Below are 19533 nucleotides of genomic sequence, written 5' to 3'. Positions count from 1 at the left end.
AAGTCGTAATGCCGAAACATAAAAATAAAGCAGCAAACCCGAACCCTGATGCGCAACCGACCCTGATTCATCGATACCTGTTCCCGGTCACCATCGGCGTCTTGTTGCTGGCGGTCGCGGGCATCGGCTGGTTTCTGCTGCACAGCCAACCCGCTCCGCTGACCTATGCGCCGGTCAACACACCTGTCGCGCAACCCGTCGCCGTGGCGCCGGCAACGATGGTCGACGAACAGCAATGCCAAGGCTGCCACAGTGCACAGGTCAAGGACTGGCAAGGTTCCCATCACCAATTGGCGATGCAGGAGGCCAACGCCCAGACCATGCTCGGCGACTTCAACAACGTCACCTTCAAGGCCGAAAACGAAACCACCCGGTTTTCGCGCAAGGATGACGGATTCTGGGTCAACACGCCGGGCATCGACGGCAAGAACGCCGACTTCAAGGTCGCCTACACCTTTGGTATCGCACCCTTGCAGCAATACCTGATCGAGGTCGGCGAAGGTCGCTTGCAAGCCCTCGGCATCGCTTGGGATACCGAGAAGCATCGCTGGTTTCATCTCTATCCAGGCCAGGGTGTGACCTTCAAGGACCCGCTGCATTGGAGCAAGCCGAGCCAGAACGCCAATTTCATGTGCGTCGAGTGCCATACCACCGGCTACAAGCGCAATTTCGATGCCGCGAAAAACACCTTCGACAGCCAGTGGAACAGCCTTGGCGTCGGCTGCCAGGCCTGCCACGGCCCGGCCTCCAATCATCTGCAATGGACGGCGAAAAAAGGCGATCTGATCCACTCGGGTTTCGCCGTCGACCTCAAGGACAAGAACGCGACCGTCGAGATTGAAACCTGTGCCCGCTGTCACTCGCGTCGTGCGCCACTGGGCAACGGTTTTACCGTTGGCAAGCGCCTGATGGACGACTACCTGCCAAGCGCGCTGACCCGTGAACTGTATGCCCTTGACGGCAAAATCAAGGATGAAGTGTTCGAACACGGCTCGTTCGCCCAGAGCAAAATGTTCGACAAGGGCGTGCGCTGCAGCAACTGCCACAACCCCCACAGCACCGAACTCAAGGCGCCGGGCAATGGCGTTTGCCTGCAATGCCACAACACGGCTGGCAAGACCTCCGTCGAAGGTGTCGATGGCAAAGGCCTGCAAGCGAAGAACTACGACTCCATCGAACACACCCGTCACACCATGGGCCAACCAGGTTCGCAGTGCATCGATTGCCATATGCCCGGCAAGTTTTATATGGGCAATGACTTTCGGCACGACCACAGTTTCAGCATCCCCAACCCCGAGCGGGCGAAAAAACTCGGTACGCCGGACGCCTGCCTGACTTGTCACCAGGGCAAGGCCGGTGACAAGGTCACCGAGCAGTTCAAACTCTGGAACACCTCCACCGCCGCGCAGGCTCCGCGTTACGACGAAAGCCTGTGGCTGATCCGCAATGGCCAGCCTGGCGCCGCACAAGCCCTGTACGAGCAGCTGCAACGCAGCAACCTGCCGGCGATTCAACGGGCGACACTGCTCGCCGAATTACCGCTGTACCCCAGCGAACAGGCGCTGAAACTGGCCACCCGGGACTTGAGCAACCCGGCGCCGCAAGTGCGTGAAAGCGCCGTACGGGCGATCAGCGCTTTCTTGCCACCGCCGGAGCGTGCGCCGCTGTTGACACCGTTGCTGAGCGATCCGGTGAAGGCTGTACGCATTGCCGCGGCCCGGGATTTGCTCAGCGTGGCACGCAATGGCCTGGGCGCGGCCCAAGACAAATGGAACGCGGCCATCACCGAATATGAGAACGTGCAAAAAAGCCTGGCCGAACGCGCCGAAGCCAACCTCAACCTGGCCATGCTGTATCAGGCCAGCGGTCGCAGTGGCGAAGTCGAAGGCTTGCTGCGCACTTCACTCAAGCGCGACCCGGACTTTTATCCGGCGCTGGTGACACTGGTGCAATGGCTGGAAGCCAATGGTCGCGGCCAGGAAGCCCAAGCGCTGCTGGCGCAAAGCCTCAAGGCACACCCCGACGCCGCTCTGCTGCAACACACCCAGGGCCTGGCGCTGGTGCGTGCCGGCCAACCCGCACAGGCCATGCCCTTCCTGCGCAGGGCCGCACAACTGGAACCGCAGAGCGGACAATACGGCTATGTGCTGGCGGTGGCCCTGCATGACAGCGGCGAGATCGATGCCGCGTGCGAAGAACTGGAAAGGCTGTTGAAAGTGCAGCCAGCCGACCGAAATGCGCGGTTGTCGCTGATCCAGTACTACCTCGATAACGGCCAGGAACCGAAGGCCCAGGTGCTGTTGCAGGGCTGGAAGAAAATGAACATGGGGGATCCGGCGTTGAAGTGATCGGGGGCTGATCCAATGGCCCCTTCGCGAGCAAGCCCGCTCCCACATTGGATCTGTGTGGGTCACAGATTTTGTGAATGCCAAGGATCAAATGTGGGAGCGGGCTTGCTCGCGAAAGCGTCAGCCCCGCCAATGCGTAATTTACGTCAACGCCGCCGAAACAACGGTCGCGGCTCAATCACCGAGCGCCCATACGACACGCTCATCCCCGCCAGCCCCTTGAGCGCATCCTCGGCGGATTTGTCTTCACGCACCGCAAAGCTGTCGAACCCACATTGGCGCATATGACTGAGCTGATCACGCAACACATCACCCACGGCGCGCAACTCACCGTTCCAGCCCAATCGCGTGCGCAGCAAATAGGCCTGGCTATAGGCCCGACCGTCGCGAAAACTCGGGAAATCCAGGGCAATCAACCGCAACTGGCCAAACCACCGCTCAAGGCCTTCCACCTCATCATCCGGTCCCAGCCAGATTGCGTTTTGCTGCGGATTTTCCAGCCAGCGGGCCAGCGGCAAAATCACCTGGCCCTCAGGCAACGGCGCCTCAAGATCCCGAACCAGCGTCCAGGGATCATCCACGACAATCCGTGCCCCGCCCTCCTGCAAACACAACAGATTGTTCATGCCGACACCTCCAGCGCTGACGGATATACCGCCTCTTTGAACGGCTCCAGGCCGATGCGCTGCAAGGTATCGACAAACAGCTCCTCGCTTTCGCGGTAACGCACGAACGTGTCGACGATCTGTTCGACTACCGCAGGCACTTGCGCAGCGCTGAACGACGGGCCGATGGCCTTGCCCAACGCGCTGTTCTTGCCCTGGGCGCCACCGAGGGTGATCTGGTACCACTCGCTGCCGTTCTTATCGACACCCAGAATGCCGATGTTGCCGATGTGGTGATGACCGCAGGCGTTCATGCAGCCGGAGATGTTGAGGCTGATGTCGCCCAGGTCATGCAGGTAATCGAGGTCTTCGAAGCGCGCTTGAATGGCTTGGGCGATGGGGATCGACTTGGCGTTGGCCAGTGCACAGAAATCCCCCCCGGGGCAGGCGATGATGTCGGTGAGCAAACCGACGTTGGCGCAGCCGAGGTTGTGTTCGCACGCCAGGCGCCAGAGCGAGAACAAGTCGGCTTTTGGCACGTCCGGCAGCACGATGTTTTGCTCATGGGCGATGCGAATCTCGCCAAAACCGAAATGCTCGGACCACTGCGCCACCGCCTCCATTTGCGTGGCCGTGACATCCCCCGGCGGTGCGCTGCCGCCCGGCTTGGTCGACAGCACCACGCTGGCATACCCCGGTACCTTGTGTGCCTGTACATTGCGCAGCACCCAACGGGCGAACGCCGGGTCCTGGGCCAGCTGCGTGCCGAATTCAAGGCTGGTATCCGCCAGTTCGCGATATCGCGGCGCAACGAAGGCACTGGCCACGCGCTCGAACTCATCAAGGGTCAGTTGTGCCGGACCATCCTTGATATGCGTCCACTCTTCCTCGACTTCCCTGGCGAACGCTTCGATGCCCAGGGCTTTTACCAGAATCTTGATCCGCGCCTTGTACTTGTTGTCCCGCCGGCCATGGCGGTTATACACCCGCAGCACCGCCTCGACGTAGGACAGCAGGTGCTGCCACGGCAAGCCTTGGCGAATCTGCAAGCCAAGTATCGGCGTGCGCCCAAGGCCGCCGCCAACAATGACCCGCAGCAGCATTTGCCCGTCGTCACCGGGATAAAGATAGAGGCCGATGTCGTGCATCATGATTGCCGCGCGATCCTGCTCAGCCGAGCAGATGGCGATCTTGAACTTTCGTGGCAGGTAGAGGAATTCCGGGTTGATGGTCGACCATTGCCGCAGGATTTCCGCCAGCGGCCGCGGGTCGATCATTTCATCGGCCGCAACCCCGGCAAAGGCTTCGGTGGTGATGTTGCGCACGCAGTTGCCGGACGTCTGGATGGCGTGCATGTTGACCTGGGCCAGGCGTTCGAGGATGTCCGGCACCTGGGCCAGTTCGATCCAGTTGAACTGCATGTTCTGGCGCGTCGTGAAGTGGCCGTAGCCGCGATCGTAATCCCGGGCGATGCTCGCCAGCGTGCGCATCTGCCGGGCACTCAGGGTGCCGTAGGGAATGGCGACGCGCAGCATGTAGGCGTGTTTTTGCATGTACAGGCCGTTTTGCAGGCGCAACGGCAGGAACTCTTCCTCGCTCAGTTCGCCCGCCATGAAGCGTTCGACCTGATCGCGAAACTGCGCAACCCGCTCGAACACCAGTGCCCGGTCATAGTCGTCGTACTGATACATCTGGCTACCTCATCAGGAGTGATCGGGCTCTGTTGCCAATGCCTGGCGCGACCCTTGTGGGAGCGAGCCTGCTCGCGAAGGCGGAGTACCAGGCGACATCGATATTGAATGTGCCGGACGCTTCGCGAGCAGGCTCGCTCCCACAGGTTGGGCGGCATTAACTGCGGCTCGTTTCGAGGCAATGACTATGGACCCGTGCCGGTTTTCATTACAGATTCAGCTATTCATGAAAAAACCGTATCAGAATTAGAGGCGTCCAATTTGACTCGCTGCAGATCTGATCCGCATAAATCAGTTTTTCCTGAGTCTGTTTTGTTTTGGCCACGGTTTTTACAGTGCACGTCATTGCAACCGTGGAAGCATTGAGCATGAGCACAACAACTATCGGACAGGCTTATAACTACAAGGTCGTCCGCCAATTCATCGTGGCAACCGTGATCTGGGGCATCGTGGGGATGGCGATGGGCGTCTGGATCGCGTCGCAACTGGTGTGGCCGCAGTTGAACCTGGACCTGCCGTGGACCACTTTCGGGCGCCTGCGCCCGCTGCACACCAGCCTGGTGATTTTCGGATTTGCCGGCAGCGCGCAGTTCGCCGCCAGTTATTACGCGGTGCAGCGTACCTGCCAGGTGCGACTGTTCTCGGACAAGCTCGCAGCCTTCACGTTCTGGGGCTGGCAATCGGTCATCGTCGTGATGCTCATCACGTTGCCGCTGGGCTACACCACCACCAAGGAATACGCCGAGATCGAGTTCTCCGGCGCGGTGTGGATGACCCTGGTATGGGTGGCCTACGCCATCGTGTTCTTCACCACTGTGGTGCAGCGCAAGACCCGGCACATCTATGTCGGCAACTGGTTCTTCGGCGCGTTCATCGTGGTGATTACGATGCTGCACGTGGTCAACCACTTGGCGATTCCGGTGGACTGGTTCAAATCCTATCCGGTGTATTCGGGGGCAACCGACGCCATGGTCCAGTGGTGGTACGGGCACAACGCCGTGGGCTTTTTCCTGACCACCGGTTTCCTTGGGATGATGTACTACTTCGTGCCCAAGCAAGCGAACCGGCCGGTGTATTCCTATCGTTTGTCGATCGTGCACTTCTGGGCGCTGATCACTTTGTACATCTGGGCAGGTCCGCACCATTTGCACTACACCGCCTTGCCGGACTGGGCGCAGTCACTGGGCATGGCCATGTCGCTGATCCTGTTGGCACCGAGCTGGGGCGGAATGATCAACGGCATGATGACCCTTTCGGGCGCCTGGCATAAGTTGCGCACCGACCCGATCCTGCGTTTCCTGGTGCTGTCCCTGGCCTTCTACGGCATGTCGACCTTCGAAGGGCCGATGATGGCGATCAAGACGGTCAACGCCCTCTCCCACTACACCGACTGGACCATTGGCCACGTGCACGCCGGGGCCCTCGGCTGGGTGGCGATGATCACCTTCGGCGCGACTTACCACATGGTGCCGAAGGTCTTCGGTCGCGCACAGATGTTCAGCACTCCGCTGATCAACCTGCACTTCTGGCTCGCCACTATCGGCACCGTGCTGTACATCGCCTCGATGTGGGTCAACGGCATCACCCAAGGCCTGATGTGGCGTGCGATCAACGATGACGGCACGCTGACCTACTCCTTCGTCGAAGCCTTGCAGGCCAGCCATCCGGGGTTCGTGGTGCGCTTTGCCGGTGGCGTGTTGTTCCTCACGGGCATGCTGGTGATGGCTTACAACGTGTGGCGTACCGTACGGGTGTCCGAAGTGGCGATGGCGGAAAGTGAGGCGCAGATAGCCTGATGACTGAAGTCCTGTTGAATATCCTGGGGGTGGTGTTCCTGTGGTGCACCATCGAATACTGCTTGCGCCATCAGACCGCCGAAAGCCTGGACGATGCCAGCCTGGTGCCGTTTGCCGATGACCCGGAAGTCGCCCGGCGAGTGGAGGCCGCTACCGGCAAGCGGATAAACGCGGTCGCGCCAGAAGAGCCAAAGCCGGGTTGGGGCAAAATCGAAATCTGACCTACAACCCATTCATTGTGGGAGCGAGCCCGCTCGCGAAGACGGGCTGACAGTCGACATCGATATTGACTGATTCATCGCTTTCGCGAGCAGGCTCGCTCCCACAGGGGGATTCACAGTGTCGCGAAAACTCAGCCGCGTTCGCGCGGAATCAGGCTCTGCAACTGCTGCGCCAGGAAATCCGCATCGAAGACAAAGGTATCCGGATCTTTAAGACCATTGGTCTTGCGCCACTGCCAGCCATTGGACGATGGCATGCACACCAGTGAAACACTGCCGTAGCGCGCAGCGGTAAAGCCCATCACTGCCAGGGAAATCTGCCCACCGGCACCCATCACATCCGGCACGAACTCCACCGGTTTGCCGGCGATCGTAATGCTCAGCTTTTCAGTCTTGAAGGTAGACGTCTCCACCGGAACACTCGGCCCGGACGCGACATACGCTTCGCGGCTCACCTCCAGCAGATTCGGTGCCAGAACCGGCTCCAGCCACTGCTGGATCTGATCGAACAACTCCCCAATGCGCTTGGCCCACTCGGCCGATTGTGTCTCGAACAGCTGCTTTTTGTGCGCTTCGCTGTCTGCGTAGTGACGAAGCATCTCGCCCAGTTGCCGTACGTCGTCCATTGCGGTGTTCCTTTGATTGAAGCGGTGCTGCGGACATTGAGCATGGCAGATGCGCGCCGCCGGCGTACGACTAAAAGCGCGAGTGGTATGGATCAATCGCACTTTGGCATGCGGCGCAAGCGCGCCATGCTCAAGGTATCGACGTAGACGCCATCGCGCACCGCATAGTCGCGAAACAGCCCTTCGGTCTCGAAACCGAACTTGCGGTACAGGCTGATGGCGGCTTCGTTGTCGGCATACACGCTGAGTTCGACCCGTCGCAGGATCATCCAGTTGTCAGCAATATCCAGCACCGCCGCCAACAGTTTCGAACCCACGCCCTTGCCCTGCCATTGGGAAGCAACGCCCATGCCGAAGCTGCCTGCGTGGCTGCGGCGGATGCGTGGAAACTGTTCCAGGGTGATGCTACCGATAACCGTCCCTTGATGCAGGGCGACCAATTGCACGACCCGCTCATTGTCCGTCTCCACGCGTTTTTGCCAAGTCTCGGAGGATGGAAACGGCATTTGCAGCGTCTGACGGGCGACGACCGGTTCGTGGTAAAGCGCGGTGATGCCCGGGACGTGGGAATGGTTGAGGCGTTCGAGGGTGATGACAGCGTCGGTCCCGGTCATGAGTGATTCATCCTTGATAGAAACATGGCCGTTCACTCTACAACGCATCCAACATGGAAAAACACCCTGTAGGAGCGAGCATGCTCGCGATGGTCGTTAACGATGACGCGGGATACCTGATGCCCCGCGGCGCTCCCAGGTTTTTCGTCGGAACGCCGCCCGGAGCATGCTCGCTCCTACAGGAACCATTCCCGCCGCTCTTCGAAGGTGCCGAGGATCAACTCGACAATCGTCTGCACCTGCGCATCGCCCTCGGCCTCGGCATTCACCGCCAGCCACACCTGGCGCTGCATCGGCTGGCTGAACAACCCCGGCAAACCGATCAAGCCACGGTCGAAATGGCTCATGTAGCCAGGCAACAGGCCGATGCAGGCGCTGCAACGGACCATCTCCAGCATTAGTGGATAGGAATGCGACTGCAAGACCCCGGCCAGGCGCTGGTCGACCAGGTCGTTCCAGGGCCGAAAACTGTCGATCTGTCGATCATGCTGCCATTGCACCAGCATGAAATCGGCCAGGTCATCGAGACCGGCCGGCCGCGCGGCGACTCGTGAATAGCGTTTGGCGATGTGCGGTAGATAGTCGAGCCGCGCCAGGCATCTGGGCACGTTGACGGCAAAACTCGGTCCCGGCGTTGGCGAGCCGATGCCTGTCATCCATACCACGACATCGGCACTGACCGCCTGCAGGGACAATTCGCTGTCGAGGGTAATGATGTCCAGGCGCGCGCTGGCATTGCGTCGCAGCAACGCCACCAGATCGCGACCGAGGATGTCGTGCAGGATCGTCTCGGCCACCGCCAGGCGCACCACAGGTTGCTCGAGCACCGGCAGGTCGCGTTCATGCGCCAGGGCGGTCAGTTGCCTGTGCAGCTCCAGGCCGTCGCGACTGAGCACCAGGCCGCTCTCCGAAGGGCTGAACAGCGAGCACTGCAACTGCTTTTCCAGTTGCGCCAATTGCTTGCGCAACTGCGTCGCCTTGACGTTCAGGCGCCGGGCTGCCTGCATGAAGCAGCCGCAACGGGCGATCACGCTGAAGCACTGCGCCTGCAGCGCATCGATTTGCGCCGCGCGGGAGCGCCAGGACGTGATTTTATCGAGAGGTGCGGGGCACTGCGCTATGGACTGGACGCCCCGGGTTTCCATGCATGACATCGATGACTCCCTGTCGATCTTTCACTGGGAGTTCCATCCTGCGCAAGCTAGATGAACGACGTGTGACAGCCGTTCAGGCGCTGGGTGTCTGGCGAAAACTCACGGCCAGTCGATTCCAACTGTTGATGGTGGTGACAGCGATGGTCAGGTCCACCAGTTCACCTTCGCTGAACTGAGTCCGCGCCTGCTCGTAGACGGCGTCCGGCACATGGCTCTCGCAAAGTAGTGTCACCGCCTCCGTCCAGGCCAGGGCGGCGCGTTCGCGTGGGTTGAAGAAGTTACTGTCGCGCCAGACCACGATGGAGTACAGGCGGCGGTCGGTTTCGCCCAGGCGCCGGGCGTCTACCGAGTGCATGTCAGTGCAGAACGCACAGCCATTGATCTGCGAAGCACGGATCTTGATCAGGTGCAGCAGCGCCGGCTCGATACTCAGGTTGCTGGTCAGGGCTTCCATGGCGATCAGTGCTTTCATCGCCTTGGGCGAGGCGCTGTAATAATCCAGGCGGAGGGTCATGGCGTGACCTCATATGGCGTCGATATGCCGCCAAGGTAGACGTTGTTAACGCTGCGTTACATATCCAATTGCGCGAAATTTCCGTGGACCACCTGGGCCCAGACCAATTGGCGGTTTTTACGCCACGCAACTACTGCATAAACGCCAGTTGAGGGTAATCTGGCGTAACGCACACGCGCCTCAATCGCCATGGAGCCTTGCCTGTATGGAACTACACGTTGTCATTAACGGACGCAAGGACCTGGCGGGCCAGTTGTACACGCAACTGCGCAGCGCCATCGAATCGGGTCGCCTGGCCGCCGGGACGCAACTGCCTCCCAGCCGCCTGCTGGCCGAACAACTGGGCATTTCGCGCAAAACCATTTCTGATACCTATGCCCAGCTGACCTATGAAAACTTCCTCACCGGGGTGATCGGCAAAGGCACCTACGTCAACGCCCGCGTATCCAAAATCGAGCGCAAACAAAGCCATAAAGAGCTGGCCGGCTTCGAGGTGATCGAATCCTGGCGTAGCCTGCCGGTGTTCCTGCGTCATCCGACGCTCGAAGGCTCGCTGCGCTACGACTTCATTGGCGGCGCCACCAGCAAGGGCCAGTTTCCCCAGGATGACTGGCGACGCTGCACGTCCCACGCCTTGCGCCAGATCGCCGCGTCCAAGGGCTTCTACAGCCTGCCCGAAGGCCTGCCGGCGCTGCGCAATGCCATCGCGCAGCACATCGCCTTTTCTCGCGGGGTCAATTGCCAGGACGAGGACGTGGTGGTGTGCAATGGCGCGCAACAGGCGCTGGATCTGATTGCCCGGGTGCTGATACGAGCGGGCAGCATCGTCGCCATGGAAGATCCCGGTTATCCGCCGGCGCGCCTGTTGTTCGGCACCCATGGCGCCACGGTGATTGGCGTGCCGGTGGACGCCGAAGGGATTGTCGTGGAGAAAATCCCCCTCGGTACGCGGCTGATCTACGTCACCCCCTCACACCAGTTCCCGCTGGGCATGCCCATGAGCCAGGAGCGCCGCGCTGCACTGCTGGCTCGCGCCCATGAACTGGGGGCGATCATCATCGAAGACGACTACGACAGCGAGTTCCGCTACGAAGGCCGCCCCACGGACTCGCTGCAAAGCATGGACGAGCGCGGGATCGTCGCCTATGTGGGGACCTTCTCGAAAACACTTTTGCCAGAACTGCGCCTGGGTTACGCGATCCTGCCGCCGGCGATTCTCGAGGCGGTGGTGCGCGCCAAGCAACTCACCGACCTGCACACCTCCACCCTGCCCCAGTGGGCGCTGGCCAAATTCATCGCCGAAGGCTGCCTGCTCAAGCACATTCGTCGCTGCCATACGATCTACGCGGGCAGGCGTGAGCGGATCCTGGCGCGCATGGCCGGTGATCTCGCACCCTGGCTTGAAGCGGTGCCGACCGCAGCGGGCTTTCACATGGTGGTGCTGTGCAAGGTAGCGATCGACGTGCCACTGGTGATCGAGCTGGCGAAAACGGTTGAAGTCGGGCTCTATGCCATTGACAGTTTTTTCTACCAGCAGGCGCCCCAGGCGGGGTTTTTCCTGGGTTTTGGCGCTATCGAGACCCTGGACATCGACATCGCCCTGGACCGTCTCAGGGACATTTTGCAGCAGGTTGCCTGATGGATTGGTCTGCGTTTTTATCCCGCGATTGGCTATTGGTGGTCCGGAGGTGCAGGCCTATCCTGCATAGGCGTTATCCCTCAATGAGGAGTGTGAGCCAATGTCCTACAAAGTGATCAATACCGTACAGGTGCAGGCCGTTGCCGGTCGCTCGGAAGAACTGGGTCAGAAATTGCAAAAGATTGTCGATACCCTGCGCGAACTACCGGGCTGTGAATCCTATATGGTCGACCGCTGCCCTGAGGACAGTAATCGCTGGACTGTCAGCGCCCACTGGCAATCGGAATCGGCAATGCAATCGCATTTCAACAACCCCCAGGTGCAAGGCTTCATTGACCTGATCGATTGTCAGCTGGCCAACGCCGTCGACTTCAACAGCTTTCCGATCAGATAAGACACGGTTAAAGATCGCAGTCCTTGGCCGCGTTTGCAGAGTATGGGTACCTCTGCAAACGTTCCGGGGACTGCGATCTTTTTCATTCCAGCGCCGCACATTGGTCCCCTGGCCTTCGGTAAAATTGGCTGTTTGTTTATCGCCCCTGGCGCAATAGATTGGTCCCTGACAACCAACCACTGCAGGTGATGAACCATGAACCTTTTGCGCTGCTCTCTCGCTGCCCTTGCCTTGACCGTTGGCGCTTCGGCGTTTGCCCATGAAGCCGGTGACCCATCGGAAAAGGTCACGGTATTGCAAGACCAAATGCTGAAAAACGCCCCAGGGAAAAAGGCCTTGATGATTGAGGTCGACTACAAGCCAGGCCAAGCGTCCATCGCCCACAAACACGACGGTACCGCCATGGCCTATGTGCTTTCGGGATCGATCACTTCCCAGGTGAAGGGCGAAAAAGAGGTCACTTACAAGGCTGGCGAGTATTGGTACGAACCTGCCGGTTCGGAACATCTGGTCTCGAAAAATGCCAGCAAAACCAAACCTGCGAAGCTGTTGGTGTTCATGGTGTTGTCACCTGACGAGAAAGTGTTGATCCCCTTGCAAAACTGATCGTCGAACCTGTAGCCATAAATAAAAATGCCCAAACTCTTGATTTGGGCGTCTTTATATCTTCAGGCAATTAACCGCGCTCCGTTAAACCAAACAAAACTATTGTCTATTGGATAAGTTCATAGATTGGCTATTTCAATCAGCAACACACGGTTTAGTCTGGAGTGACTGCCGTCCTCATACGGCAACTGTAACTTTCCGACCGAAGTTGTTTCACTGGAGAAACACCATGAAACTTGCGTTCGTCAGTACATTGACCATGGCCGTCCTGATAACCGGTTGCTCAATTCCCACGGCACCTTCAGCGGTGACTCCGCTGGAGGGTATCTTTACGCAACCGGTGGGTCGCAGCAGTGCAACGCGCATACCCAACGGCAGCGATGTCACACTTGGCATTGTCTACAGCCGCAATACCCAGGCCAACCGCGCCTACCTGCAGGACTACCAGGCCAATGCCGGCACCGGTTTCGGCCAGAGCCTGCTGGTGCAGTCGATCCATGACGCCTATGTGGCCACGTCAAAACCCGATTTGGCGGTGGACTGGGTCAAGGCCTCTCTAGAACGGCAATTCGGCTCAGTCACGGTATACCCGGACATGCAAAGCCTGCAGGCGGCAAAACCGGACGTGGTGGCCGTCGTCGACAGCCGCAGCCAGTTGATAACCTCGCGCAGTTCGGACATCGAGGCCAATGTCAGCGTGGACTTCTACGATAAGAACCTGAGTTATATCGGCACTGCAAAAGGGCATGATGCGAAGGCGCTAAGTCCTGTATGGGCAGACTTTAAACGCAGCGAAGAGATTGTCGCCGACATTAACGAACAACAGAATGTGCAAGTAAGGGCATTGCAGAAGTTTGACCAGTCGCTCAATAATTTGTTGACCAGGCCGACAGATAAAGTGTCGATGCTTGATGATAACAAGGTTCAGAAGTTGTATTGACCCCGAAGGCCTCTTCGCGGGCAAGCCCGCTCCCACATTAGTTTTGTGTTCGCCGCAAACCCATGTGGGAGCGAGCCTGCTCGCGAAGGGGCCCGAACAGACACGACAAAAACATCGGCCGAAAAAAAGCCCCGCATCTCTCAATGCGGGGCTTTTTCATTCAACGCCTGATCAGGCCGCCGGTTCCAGCTCGGCGCTGACAGTGGCAGTGACAGGCACTACCGCTTGCCCGCTCAGAGCCAGGTCCAGCAGCTCACGGTTGGCCACCGCGTACATGGCGTAGTCCGTACCGCTGGCGGCACGGATTTCCACCAGCATCGCGCGCCAGCGTTCGATCATGCTTTCGTGTTGCGACATCCACAGGGACAGCCGTGTTTCCACGTCCTGGGAACCATCGCCCTGTTGCAGGACCGAGATGGTGATAGCACGTTGCTGCCAGTCGACGTCATCGCGGAACGCTTCACGGGCCAGGGCCTGCCAGTTGTTTTCCACTGGCAAGGCGCTGATCTGTTGCAGGTACCAGGTGATGTCCAGTGCGCTGCCCACGGCGAAGTAGGCCTTGGCCACGTCCGCAGGGTTCTGGCCGGTCACGTCGGAGGCCTCGATGATCGGCAGCAGGGTGTACAGGTGCGAGGTGCCAGCCACCATGCGCGCCAACAACTCCGGGACACCGGCTGCAACGTACGCCTGATAACGCGACTGCCAGTTCTCGCGGATCTCGCCGCTGAGCAGTTCGTCGAGCTTGAGACCCAGCTCCTTGAGGTGCGGACCGAAGTGCGCGACGTCACGGGCAGCGTTCTGCTCGTTGCGACGGGCGCGCAGGAACCAGCGCGTGGCGCGACGGCCCAGGCGCATCAGCTCGTCCATCAGCTCCAGCTGTACGTCGGCGGACACCTGGTAATCCAGGGCTTCGATCTGACGGAACCAGTGCGGGAGGTGGAAAATGTCACGCACGATCACATAGGCGCCAGCCACGTTCGCCGGGCTCATGCCGGTCGACTCCTTGAGTCGTTGCACGAAGGTGATGCCCATGTGGTTGACCAGATCGTTGGCGATCTGGGTGCTGACGATCTCGCGCTTCAGGCGGTGACGGCGCATGGCTTCGGAGAACTTGCTCACCAGGGTCGGCGGGAAAGCGGTTTCCATGTCGCGGGTCAGGTAGTCGTCATCCGGCACCAGGGAGCCCAGCAGCTGCTCCTTGAGGTCGATCTTGCTGTAGGAGATCAGCACCGACAGCTCGGCACGGGTCAGGCCATGGCCCGCCGCGACGCGCTCGTTGATCGCTTCTTCAGCCGGGAGGAACTCGATGGCGCGATCCAGTTTGCCGCGACCTTCCAGATCGTTCATCAGGCGCTTGTATTCGGCAATCCGCGGCAAGGCACGACGGGCTGCCAGGGACAGTGCCTGGGTCTGCTTGTAGTTGTTGCCCAACACCAGGCCACCGACTTCGTCGGTCATGCTCGCCAGCAGCTGGTTGCGCTGCTTGTCGGTCATGTCGCCGGCCTGAACCACTTCGTTCAGCAGGATCTTGATGTTCACTTCGTGGTCGGAGCAGTCCACGCCACCGGCGTTGTCGATGAAGTCGGTGTTGGAGCCGCCGCCGTTGAGGCCGAACTCCACGCGACCCAGCTGGGTCATGCCGAGGTTACCGCCCTCGCCCACCACTTTGCAGCGCAGTTCGTTACCGTTCACGCGCAATGCATCGTTGGCCTTGTCGCCGACATCGGCGTGGCTTTCGCTGCTGGCCTTGACGTACGTACCGATACCGCCGTTCCACAACAGGTCCACCGGTGCCTTGAGCAAGGCGTTCAGCAATTCGGTCGGGGTCAGCTTGTCGGCCTGGATGTCGAAGCGTTCCTGCATCTGCGGGGAAATCGCGATGCTCTTCGCGCTACGGGAGAAGATGCCGCCACCTTCGGACATGATGCTGGTGTCGTAGTCGGACCAGGCCGAACGTGGCAGGTCGAACAGGCGCTGACGCTCGGCGAAGCTGGTCGCCGGGTTCGGGTTCGGGTCGATGAAGATGTGCAGGTGGTTGAACGCTGCGACCAGTTGCAGCTTGTCCGACATCAACAAGCCGTTACCGAACACGTCACCGGCCATGTCGCCGACGCCGACCACGGTGATGCTGTCTTCCTGGACATTGATGCCGCGCTCGCGGAAGTGGCGTTGTACGCCCACCCACGCGCCCTTGGCGGTGATGCCCATTTTCTTGTGGTCGTAACCGGCCGAACCACCGGATGCAAACGCGTCACCCAGCCAGAAGCCGTAGTCGATGGCGATGCCGTTGGCGATGTCGGAGAACGTCGCGGTGCCCTTGTCCGCGGCCACCACCAGGTACGGGTCATCGTCGTCATGGCGCACGACGTTGGTTGGTGGCACCAGCGCGCCGTCCTTCAGGTTGTCGGTGATGTCCAACAGGCCGGAAATGAAGATGCGGTAGCAGGCGATGCCCTCGGCCGCGATCTCGTCACGGCTGCCGCCCAGTGGCAGGCGACGCGGCAGGAAGCCGCCCTTCGCACCGACTGGCACAATGACCGAGTTCTTCACTTGCTGGGCTTTTACCAGGCCCAGGACTTCGGTACGGAAGTCTTCTTCACGGTCAGACCAGCGCAAGCCACCACGGGCCACGTTGCCGAAGCGCAGGTGCACGCCTTCTACGCGCGGCGAGTAGACGAAGATTTCGAACTTCGGCACCGGCTTGGGCAGTTCAGGAATCAAGTGCGGGTTGAACTTGAAGCTGAAGTACGGCTTGTTATGGCCGTTGGCGTCGGTCTGGTAGAAGTTGGTGCGCAGGGTGGCCTTGATCAGGTCCAGGTAGCGACGCAGGATACGGTCTTCGTTCAACACCTGGACGTCGTCCAGCGCGGTGAGAATCGCGTGTTCCAGGCGCTGCTCCAGATCGTCGCTGCTGAGCTTGCGCGCCAGGTAGAAGCGGGTCTTGAACAACCGGGTCAATTCGCGAGCGATGTCGGTGTGGTTGTTCAGGGTGCTGGCGATGTAGCCCAGGTCGAAGCCCAGGCGGATCTGCTTCAGGTAACGGGCGTAGGCACGCAGCAGCGCCACGTCACGCCACGGCAGGCCGGCGGTCAGTACCAAGCGGTTGAACGCATCGTTCTCGGCATCGCCACGCACGATGTGGACGAACGCGTCCTGCAGGGTGTCGTTGAGTTGCTGGATGTCCAGGTCCAGGCCTTCGGCTGCGGTGAAGGCGAAGTCGTGGATCCAGAACTCGCGGCCATTGTTGTGACGCAGGTGGTACGGGAATTCACCCAGCACGCGCAGGCCGAGGTTTTCCAGGATTGGCAACACGTCGGACAGCGCCAGTGGCGTGTCGGCGTGGTACAGCTTGCAGTGCAGCTCACGCTGGCCCACTTGACCCAGTGGCTGGTAGAAGCTCATCACCAGCGGATTTTTTTCGCTGAGGTTCAGCAGGTGCTGCATGTCGACCACAGCCGAATGGGCGGCGAATCGTTCGCGGTAACCGGCCGGGAAGCCTTTCGGGAAGTCGGCCAACACGTTGGTGCCGTGGGCTTCACCGAAGGTTTCGACGGTCAGGGCCGAGTAATCGTCCTGCCAGCTGCGGCACGCCTGGATCACTTCGTTTTCCAGTTGCTGCGGGTCGATGTCGATGCGGTTTTTCGGGTCGACGCGCAAAATCAGTTGCACGCGGGCCAGCACGGACTCGGAGAAGAAGGTCCAGAACTCGCAATCCGAGGCCTTGAGGCGATCCATCAGCACTTGCTGGATCTTCTGCCGCACTTCGGTGGAGTAGATATCACGCGGCACGTAGGCCAGGCAGTAGCAGAAGCGACCGTATGGGTCCTTGCGCAGGAACACGCGGATCTTGTTGCGTTCCTGGATCTGCACGATCGACATCACGGTGCTGAACAGCTCGTCCACCGGGGTCTGGAACAGGTCGTCGCGTGGCAGGACTTCGAGCACCTGCGCCAGTTCCTTGCCCAGGTGAGCCTTGGCCTGGAAACCCGAACGGCGTTCGATTTCCGCGACCTTGCGGCGGATATACGGGATGACCCGCACGCTCTCGCCATACACCGAGGAGGTGTACAGGCCCATGAAACGGCATTCCTTGATGACCTTGCCGTTGGCGTCGATTTCACGGATCGACACGTAGTCCGGGTAAGCCGGACGGTGTACACGGCTTGGATGTGCGGCCTTGGCGAACGACAGCAGGGTCGGTTCGCGCAGGTAGTTCACGGCGTAGTCTTCGATGCGCAGGTCATCGTAGCTCAGGCCGGCGCGCAGCAGTTTGGTCAGGCCGAGGAAGGAATTCTTGTCATAGACGATGTGGCCGCCATCGGCTTCATCGCTGACCACGAACTCTTCATAGCCGAGGAAGGTAAAGTGGTTGCCCACCAGCCATTCCAGGAAACTCTTGATTTCGCTCTTTTCGTCGGCATCGACGGCGAACTGGCTGTTGTCCAGGTTGGTGAGGATTTCCTGGACCTTGGCCTTCATCGGTTCGAAATCGCCGACCGCGACACGCACTTCTGCCAGCACCTGCTCCAGCTCTTTGCTCAGCACGTTCAGTTCGGCCGGATTGGCGCACCGGTCGATTTCCAGGTACATCAGCGACTCGTGCAACACGTCGTCGCCCTGGGTGCCTTTGGGCAGGATTTCGAGCAACTCGCCCTTGCTGCCACGACGCACGCTCAGCACGGTGGTTTGCAGGGTGTGGATGCTATAGCCGCGGCGGTTCAGCTCGGTACGCACCGAGTCCACCAGGAACGGCAGGTCATGGTGTAGCACTTCGACCGCGGTGTGGGTCGACTGCCAGCCGTGACGTTCGTAATCGGGGTTGTAGACGCGCACTTGCGGTTGCGCGTGATCGAAGCGCTCAAGCAGGCGCCACGCAGAAAGAGTACAGCCAGCGAGGTCAGACAACCGACGTTGGGTCAGTTCATCCAGGGAAATGATGCCGAAGAATTGTTCAGCGAACAGCGCCACTTGTGGCAGTGCCTGTTCACTGATGTGCTGCGCCAGTGCCGCTTGCAGTTGGTGCTGGAAGTCGGCTTTGCTGGCTGCGGTGAAGAACGCCATCTGTGGTACTCCGCTTGGGCTTGTTATTGATGGAAGCGTCGCGTGCTATTCCCCTGTCAGGGGCTACCCGTCACCCTGTTCCTGATTCTCGGGCAGAGGAAACAGGGTGACAGGTGGGTGAAGCTAAACGAGACACTCGGGTCACATTCACCTTCCGTGAATGGGCATCTGCAAAAGCGACTGGGCTGCGGGCAACGCAATGCCTTTACGGGTGCTCATCCGTTGCGCAGCTTAACGAGTGCGGCAAGGCCCATGCTTGCGATGCTGCGACATATTCGGTCAACGGTACGCTGCTCTGCAGGCGCACACTGAACAACACTAGCAGTCGGAGTCGATTTCGGGGCTGAGTGCACGTTTTTTGCAGGACATTCGTGCCAGAACGGCCGTCCAGCACGCATGTGCCACGCCTCAACCAGAAATTGACAACATCCATGATCGCCGAACCGACCATGGACGCTATTGGGCGCGTTGAAAGAACCTCGACCAATTCAGTCGATCAAGTCTTCGATCGCCTGAAATTTGCTCACTGTCGCGCAGTCGTAACAGAGCATTTGAATCGTCATCCGGTCCATGCTGGCATCGACGTTGCTCGATTCACACTCGCGGCAGAACAGCTGCAGATGCCCGGCCAGGTCTGCCCCACAAGCATCGCCGGAGAAAAACCGCGGCACCAGTTCATCACGCCAGTAGAGGCCGGGAGACTTGGAAAAACCAGCCCCGCTGTCTTTCAGCACCACGTCGTACAGGATTCGGTGCAAGGACGACTGCGGCACTCGCGAATCGCGATAGGCGGTTTTGCGCCAGTTTCGCGCCTTGGCATCCTGCGCCGTGCCCAACATGTTGCCCGGGATGGTGTTGCAAGCGTGGTTGCGGCCCTTGGAGTTGCCGGTGGCATAAAAATGCGCGGCATTCTTCACCGCCAATCGCGCAAAGTAGTAGACATGGCTCACCGAGAAGTCCTGCAGAAGCTGGCCGACAACAGTTTCGGCACGCCCTCGGGCACTGAACACGAAGCTCACTTCGCTGGCCAATACCTGGATGTACTGAATCGACTCGTCCCGGGCCAGGCTCAACATCAAGGCATACAGCTCGCTTTTCCAGGACGGCTGAACACTGCCGGACAGTTCCTGGTACAACGCCTGGTACAGTGCGTCGCGAGTGCTGCGTACGCCGGTTTCCAGCGCGACATTGGGTAGCCAGCGCACGCAGGAAAGTCTTTGATCAGGTAGCCGGCCGCTCGATCGAAGGCCTTGATGTCGCCATCCGGATCGACGTTCAGCACGCCGGCCTCGTACAGGTTCCTCACCAGCGCTTCACTGGCCTC

General features: G+C 59.9%; 15 protein-coding genes. 7 read left to right on the top strand and 8 right to left on the bottom strand.

Annotated features, from left to right (window positions below; all coding sequences use genetic code 11):
• The first annotated feature begins 8 nt into the window (after positions 1-8).
• Positions 9-2348: a tetratricopeptide repeat protein gene (locus tag PSUM_RS03620; protein ID WP_083348987.1), complete on the top strand. Its 2340-nt coding sequence runs from the start codon at positions 9-11 to the stop codon at positions 2346-2348.
• A 146-nt stretch (positions 2349-2494) separates the two neighbouring features.
• Here the strand turns inward: PSUM_RS03620 and PSUM_RS03615 are convergent, their stop codons facing one another.
• Together PSUM_RS03615 and PSUM_RS03610 are read right to left on the bottom strand one after the other, a co-directional pair.
• On the bottom strand, positions 2495-2974 hold the full coding sequence (locus PSUM_RS03615) for a DUF934 domain-containing protein (RefSeq protein WP_083348986.1): 480 nt from the start codon (positions 2972-2974) through the stop codon (positions 2495-2497).
• On the bottom strand, positions 2971-4644 hold the full coding sequence (locus PSUM_RS03610; RefSeq protein ID WP_083348985.1) for a nitrite/sulfite reductase: 1674 nt from the start codon (positions 4642-4644) through the stop codon (positions 2971-2973). The genes PSUM_RS03615 and PSUM_RS03610 overlap by 4 nt, the downstream gene beginning before the upstream one ends.
• A 368-nt stretch (positions 4645-5012) precedes the next feature.
• Here PSUM_RS03610 and ccoN point away from each other — a divergent pair, with 368 nt between their 5' ends.
• Both ccoN and PSUM_RS03595 read left to right on the top strand, forming a co-directional pair.
• Positions 5013-6440, top strand: a complete 1428-nt coding sequence (gene ccoN / locus PSUM_RS03600; RefSeq protein WP_083348984.1) for a cytochrome-c oxidase, cbb3-type subunit I — start codon at positions 5013-5015, stop codon at positions 6438-6440.
• On the top strand, positions 6440-6661 hold the full coding sequence (locus PSUM_RS03595) for a hypothetical protein (protein ID WP_020800755.1): 222 nt from the start codon (positions 6440-6442) through the stop codon (positions 6659-6661). Before ccoN ends, PSUM_RS03595 begins: the two co-directional genes overlap by 1 nt.
• 131 nt (positions 6662-6792) lie before the next feature.
• Here PSUM_RS03595 and PSUM_RS03590 read toward each other — a convergent pair whose 3' ends face one another.
• The 4 genes from PSUM_RS03590 to PSUM_RS03575 all read right to left on the bottom strand — a co-directional run bounded on the left by PSUM_RS03590 (position 6793) and on the right by PSUM_RS03575 (position 9569).
• Entirely contained in the window at positions 6793-7287 is a 495-nt protein-coding gene (locus tag PSUM_RS03590; RefSeq protein ID WP_033044738.1) for a hypothetical protein, read from the bottom strand.
• A gap of 92 nt (positions 7288-7379) precedes the next feature.
• Positions 7380-7901: a GNAT family N-acetyltransferase gene (locus tag PSUM_RS03585; RefSeq protein ID WP_083348983.1), complete on the bottom strand. Its 522-nt coding sequence runs from the start codon at positions 7899-7901 to the stop codon at positions 7380-7382.
• Between the two features lie 176 nt (positions 7902-8077).
• Entirely contained in the window at positions 8078-9055 is a 978-nt protein-coding gene (locus PSUM_RS03580; protein ID WP_083348982.1) for a LysR family transcriptional regulator, read from the bottom strand.
• Positions 9056-9128: 73 nt separating this feature from the next.
• Complete coding sequence (locus tag PSUM_RS03575; RefSeq protein ID WP_033044963.1) at positions 9129-9569, bottom strand: carboxymuconolactone decarboxylase family protein; 441 nt, start codon at positions 9567-9569, stop codon at positions 9129-9131.
• A gap of 205 nt (positions 9570-9774) precedes the next feature.
• Here PSUM_RS03575 and pdxR point away from each other — a divergent pair, with 205 nt between their 5' ends.
• The 4 genes from pdxR to PSUM_RS03555 all read left to right on the top strand — a co-directional run bounded on the left by pdxR (position 9775) and on the right by PSUM_RS03555 (position 13148).
• Positions 9775-11208, top strand: coding sequence for a MocR-like pyridoxine biosynthesis transcription factor PdxR (gene pdxR, locus PSUM_RS03570; protein WP_083348981.1), 1434 nt, complete (start codon positions 9775-9777; stop codon positions 11206-11208).
• A 100-nt stretch (positions 11209-11308) separates the two neighbouring features.
• The gene (locus PSUM_RS03565; protein ID WP_020800790.1) at positions 11309-11602 is read left to right on the top strand and encodes an antibiotic biosynthesis monooxygenase family protein; all 294 of its coding nucleotides are present in this window, start codon (positions 11309-11311) and stop codon (positions 11600-11602) included.
• A gap of 195 nt (positions 11603-11797) precedes the next feature.
• Positions 11798-12208, top strand: a complete 411-nt coding sequence (locus PSUM_RS03560) for a cupin domain-containing protein (RefSeq protein ID WP_083348980.1) — start codon at positions 11798-11800, stop codon at positions 12206-12208.
• A 229-nt stretch (positions 12209-12437) separates the two neighbouring features.
• Positions 12438-13148: a hypothetical protein gene (locus tag PSUM_RS03555; RefSeq protein WP_033044958.1), complete on the top strand. Its 711-nt coding sequence runs from the start codon at positions 12438-12440 to the stop codon at positions 13146-13148.
• A 171-nt stretch (positions 13149-13319) separates the two neighbouring features.
• Here the strand turns inward: PSUM_RS03555 and PSUM_RS03550 are convergent, their stop codons facing one another.
• The gene (locus tag PSUM_RS03550) at positions 13320-18209 is read right to left on the bottom strand and encodes an NAD-glutamate dehydrogenase (protein WP_020800793.1); all 4890 of its coding nucleotides are present in this window, start codon (positions 18207-18209) and stop codon (positions 13320-13322) included.
• Positions 18210-18697: 488 nt separating this feature from the next.
• Positions 18698-19414: a hypothetical protein gene (locus PSUM_RS32020; protein ID WP_225441916.1), complete on the bottom strand. Its 717-nt coding sequence runs from the start codon at positions 19412-19414 to the stop codon at positions 18698-18700.
• Positions 19415-19533 lie beyond the last annotated feature (119 nt).

It is taken from the genome of Pseudomonas umsongensis (assembly GCF_002236105.1).
Taxonomy (GTDB): Bacteria; Pseudomonadota; Gammaproteobacteria; order Pseudomonadales; family Pseudomonadaceae; genus Aquipseudomonas; species Aquipseudomonas umsongensis.
The sequence above is the reverse complement of the archived record's forward strand: the minus strand, read 5'-3'. Positions and strand labels throughout refer to the sequence as shown.

Coding starts and splice junctions, on each gene's coding strand:
- PSUM_RS03620 (WP_083348987.1), top strand. CDS start 9: ATGCCGAAACATAAAAATAAAGCAGCAAACCCGAACCCTGATGCGCAA.
- PSUM_RS03615 (WP_083348986.1), bottom strand. CDS start 2,974: ATGAACAATCTGTTGTGTTTGCAGGAGGGCGGGGCACGGATTGTCGTG.
- PSUM_RS03610 (WP_083348985.1), bottom strand. CDS start 4,644: ATGTATCAGTACGACGACTATGACCGGGCACTGGTGTTCGAGCGGGTT.
- ccoN (WP_083348984.1), top strand. CDS start 5,013: ATGAGCACAACAACTATCGGACAGGCTTATAACTACAAGGTCGTCCGC.
- PSUM_RS03595 (WP_020800755.1), top strand. CDS start 6,440: ATGACTGAAGTCCTGTTGAATATCCTGGGGGTGGTGTTCCTGTGGTGC.
- PSUM_RS03590 (WP_033044738.1), bottom strand. CDS start 7,287: ATGGACGACGTACGGCAACTGGGCGAGATGCTTCGTCACTACGCAGAC.
- PSUM_RS03585 (WP_083348983.1), bottom strand. CDS start 7,901: ATGACCGGGACCGACGCTGTCATCACCCTCGAACGCCTCAACCATTCC.
- PSUM_RS03580 (WP_083348982.1), bottom strand. CDS start 9,055: ATGTCATGCATGGAAACCCGGGGCGTCCAGTCCATAGCGCAGTGCCCC.
- PSUM_RS03575 (WP_033044963.1), bottom strand. CDS start 9,569: ATGACCCTCCGCCTGGATTATTACAGCGCCTCGCCCAAGGCGATGAAA.
- pdxR (WP_083348981.1), top strand. CDS start 9,775: ATGGAACTACACGTTGTCATTAACGGACGCAAGGACCTGGCGGGCCAG.
- PSUM_RS03565 (WP_020800790.1), top strand. CDS start 11,309: ATGTCCTACAAAGTGATCAATACCGTACAGGTGCAGGCCGTTGCCGGT.
- PSUM_RS03560 (WP_083348980.1), top strand. CDS start 11,798: ATGAACCTTTTGCGCTGCTCTCTCGCTGCCCTTGCCTTGACCGTTGGC.
- PSUM_RS03555 (WP_033044958.1), top strand. CDS start 12,438: ATGAAACTTGCGTTCGTCAGTACATTGACCATGGCCGTCCTGATAACC.
- PSUM_RS03550 (WP_020800793.1), bottom strand. CDS start 18,209: ATGGCGTTCTTCACCGCAGCCAGCAAAGCCGACTTCCAGCACCAACTG.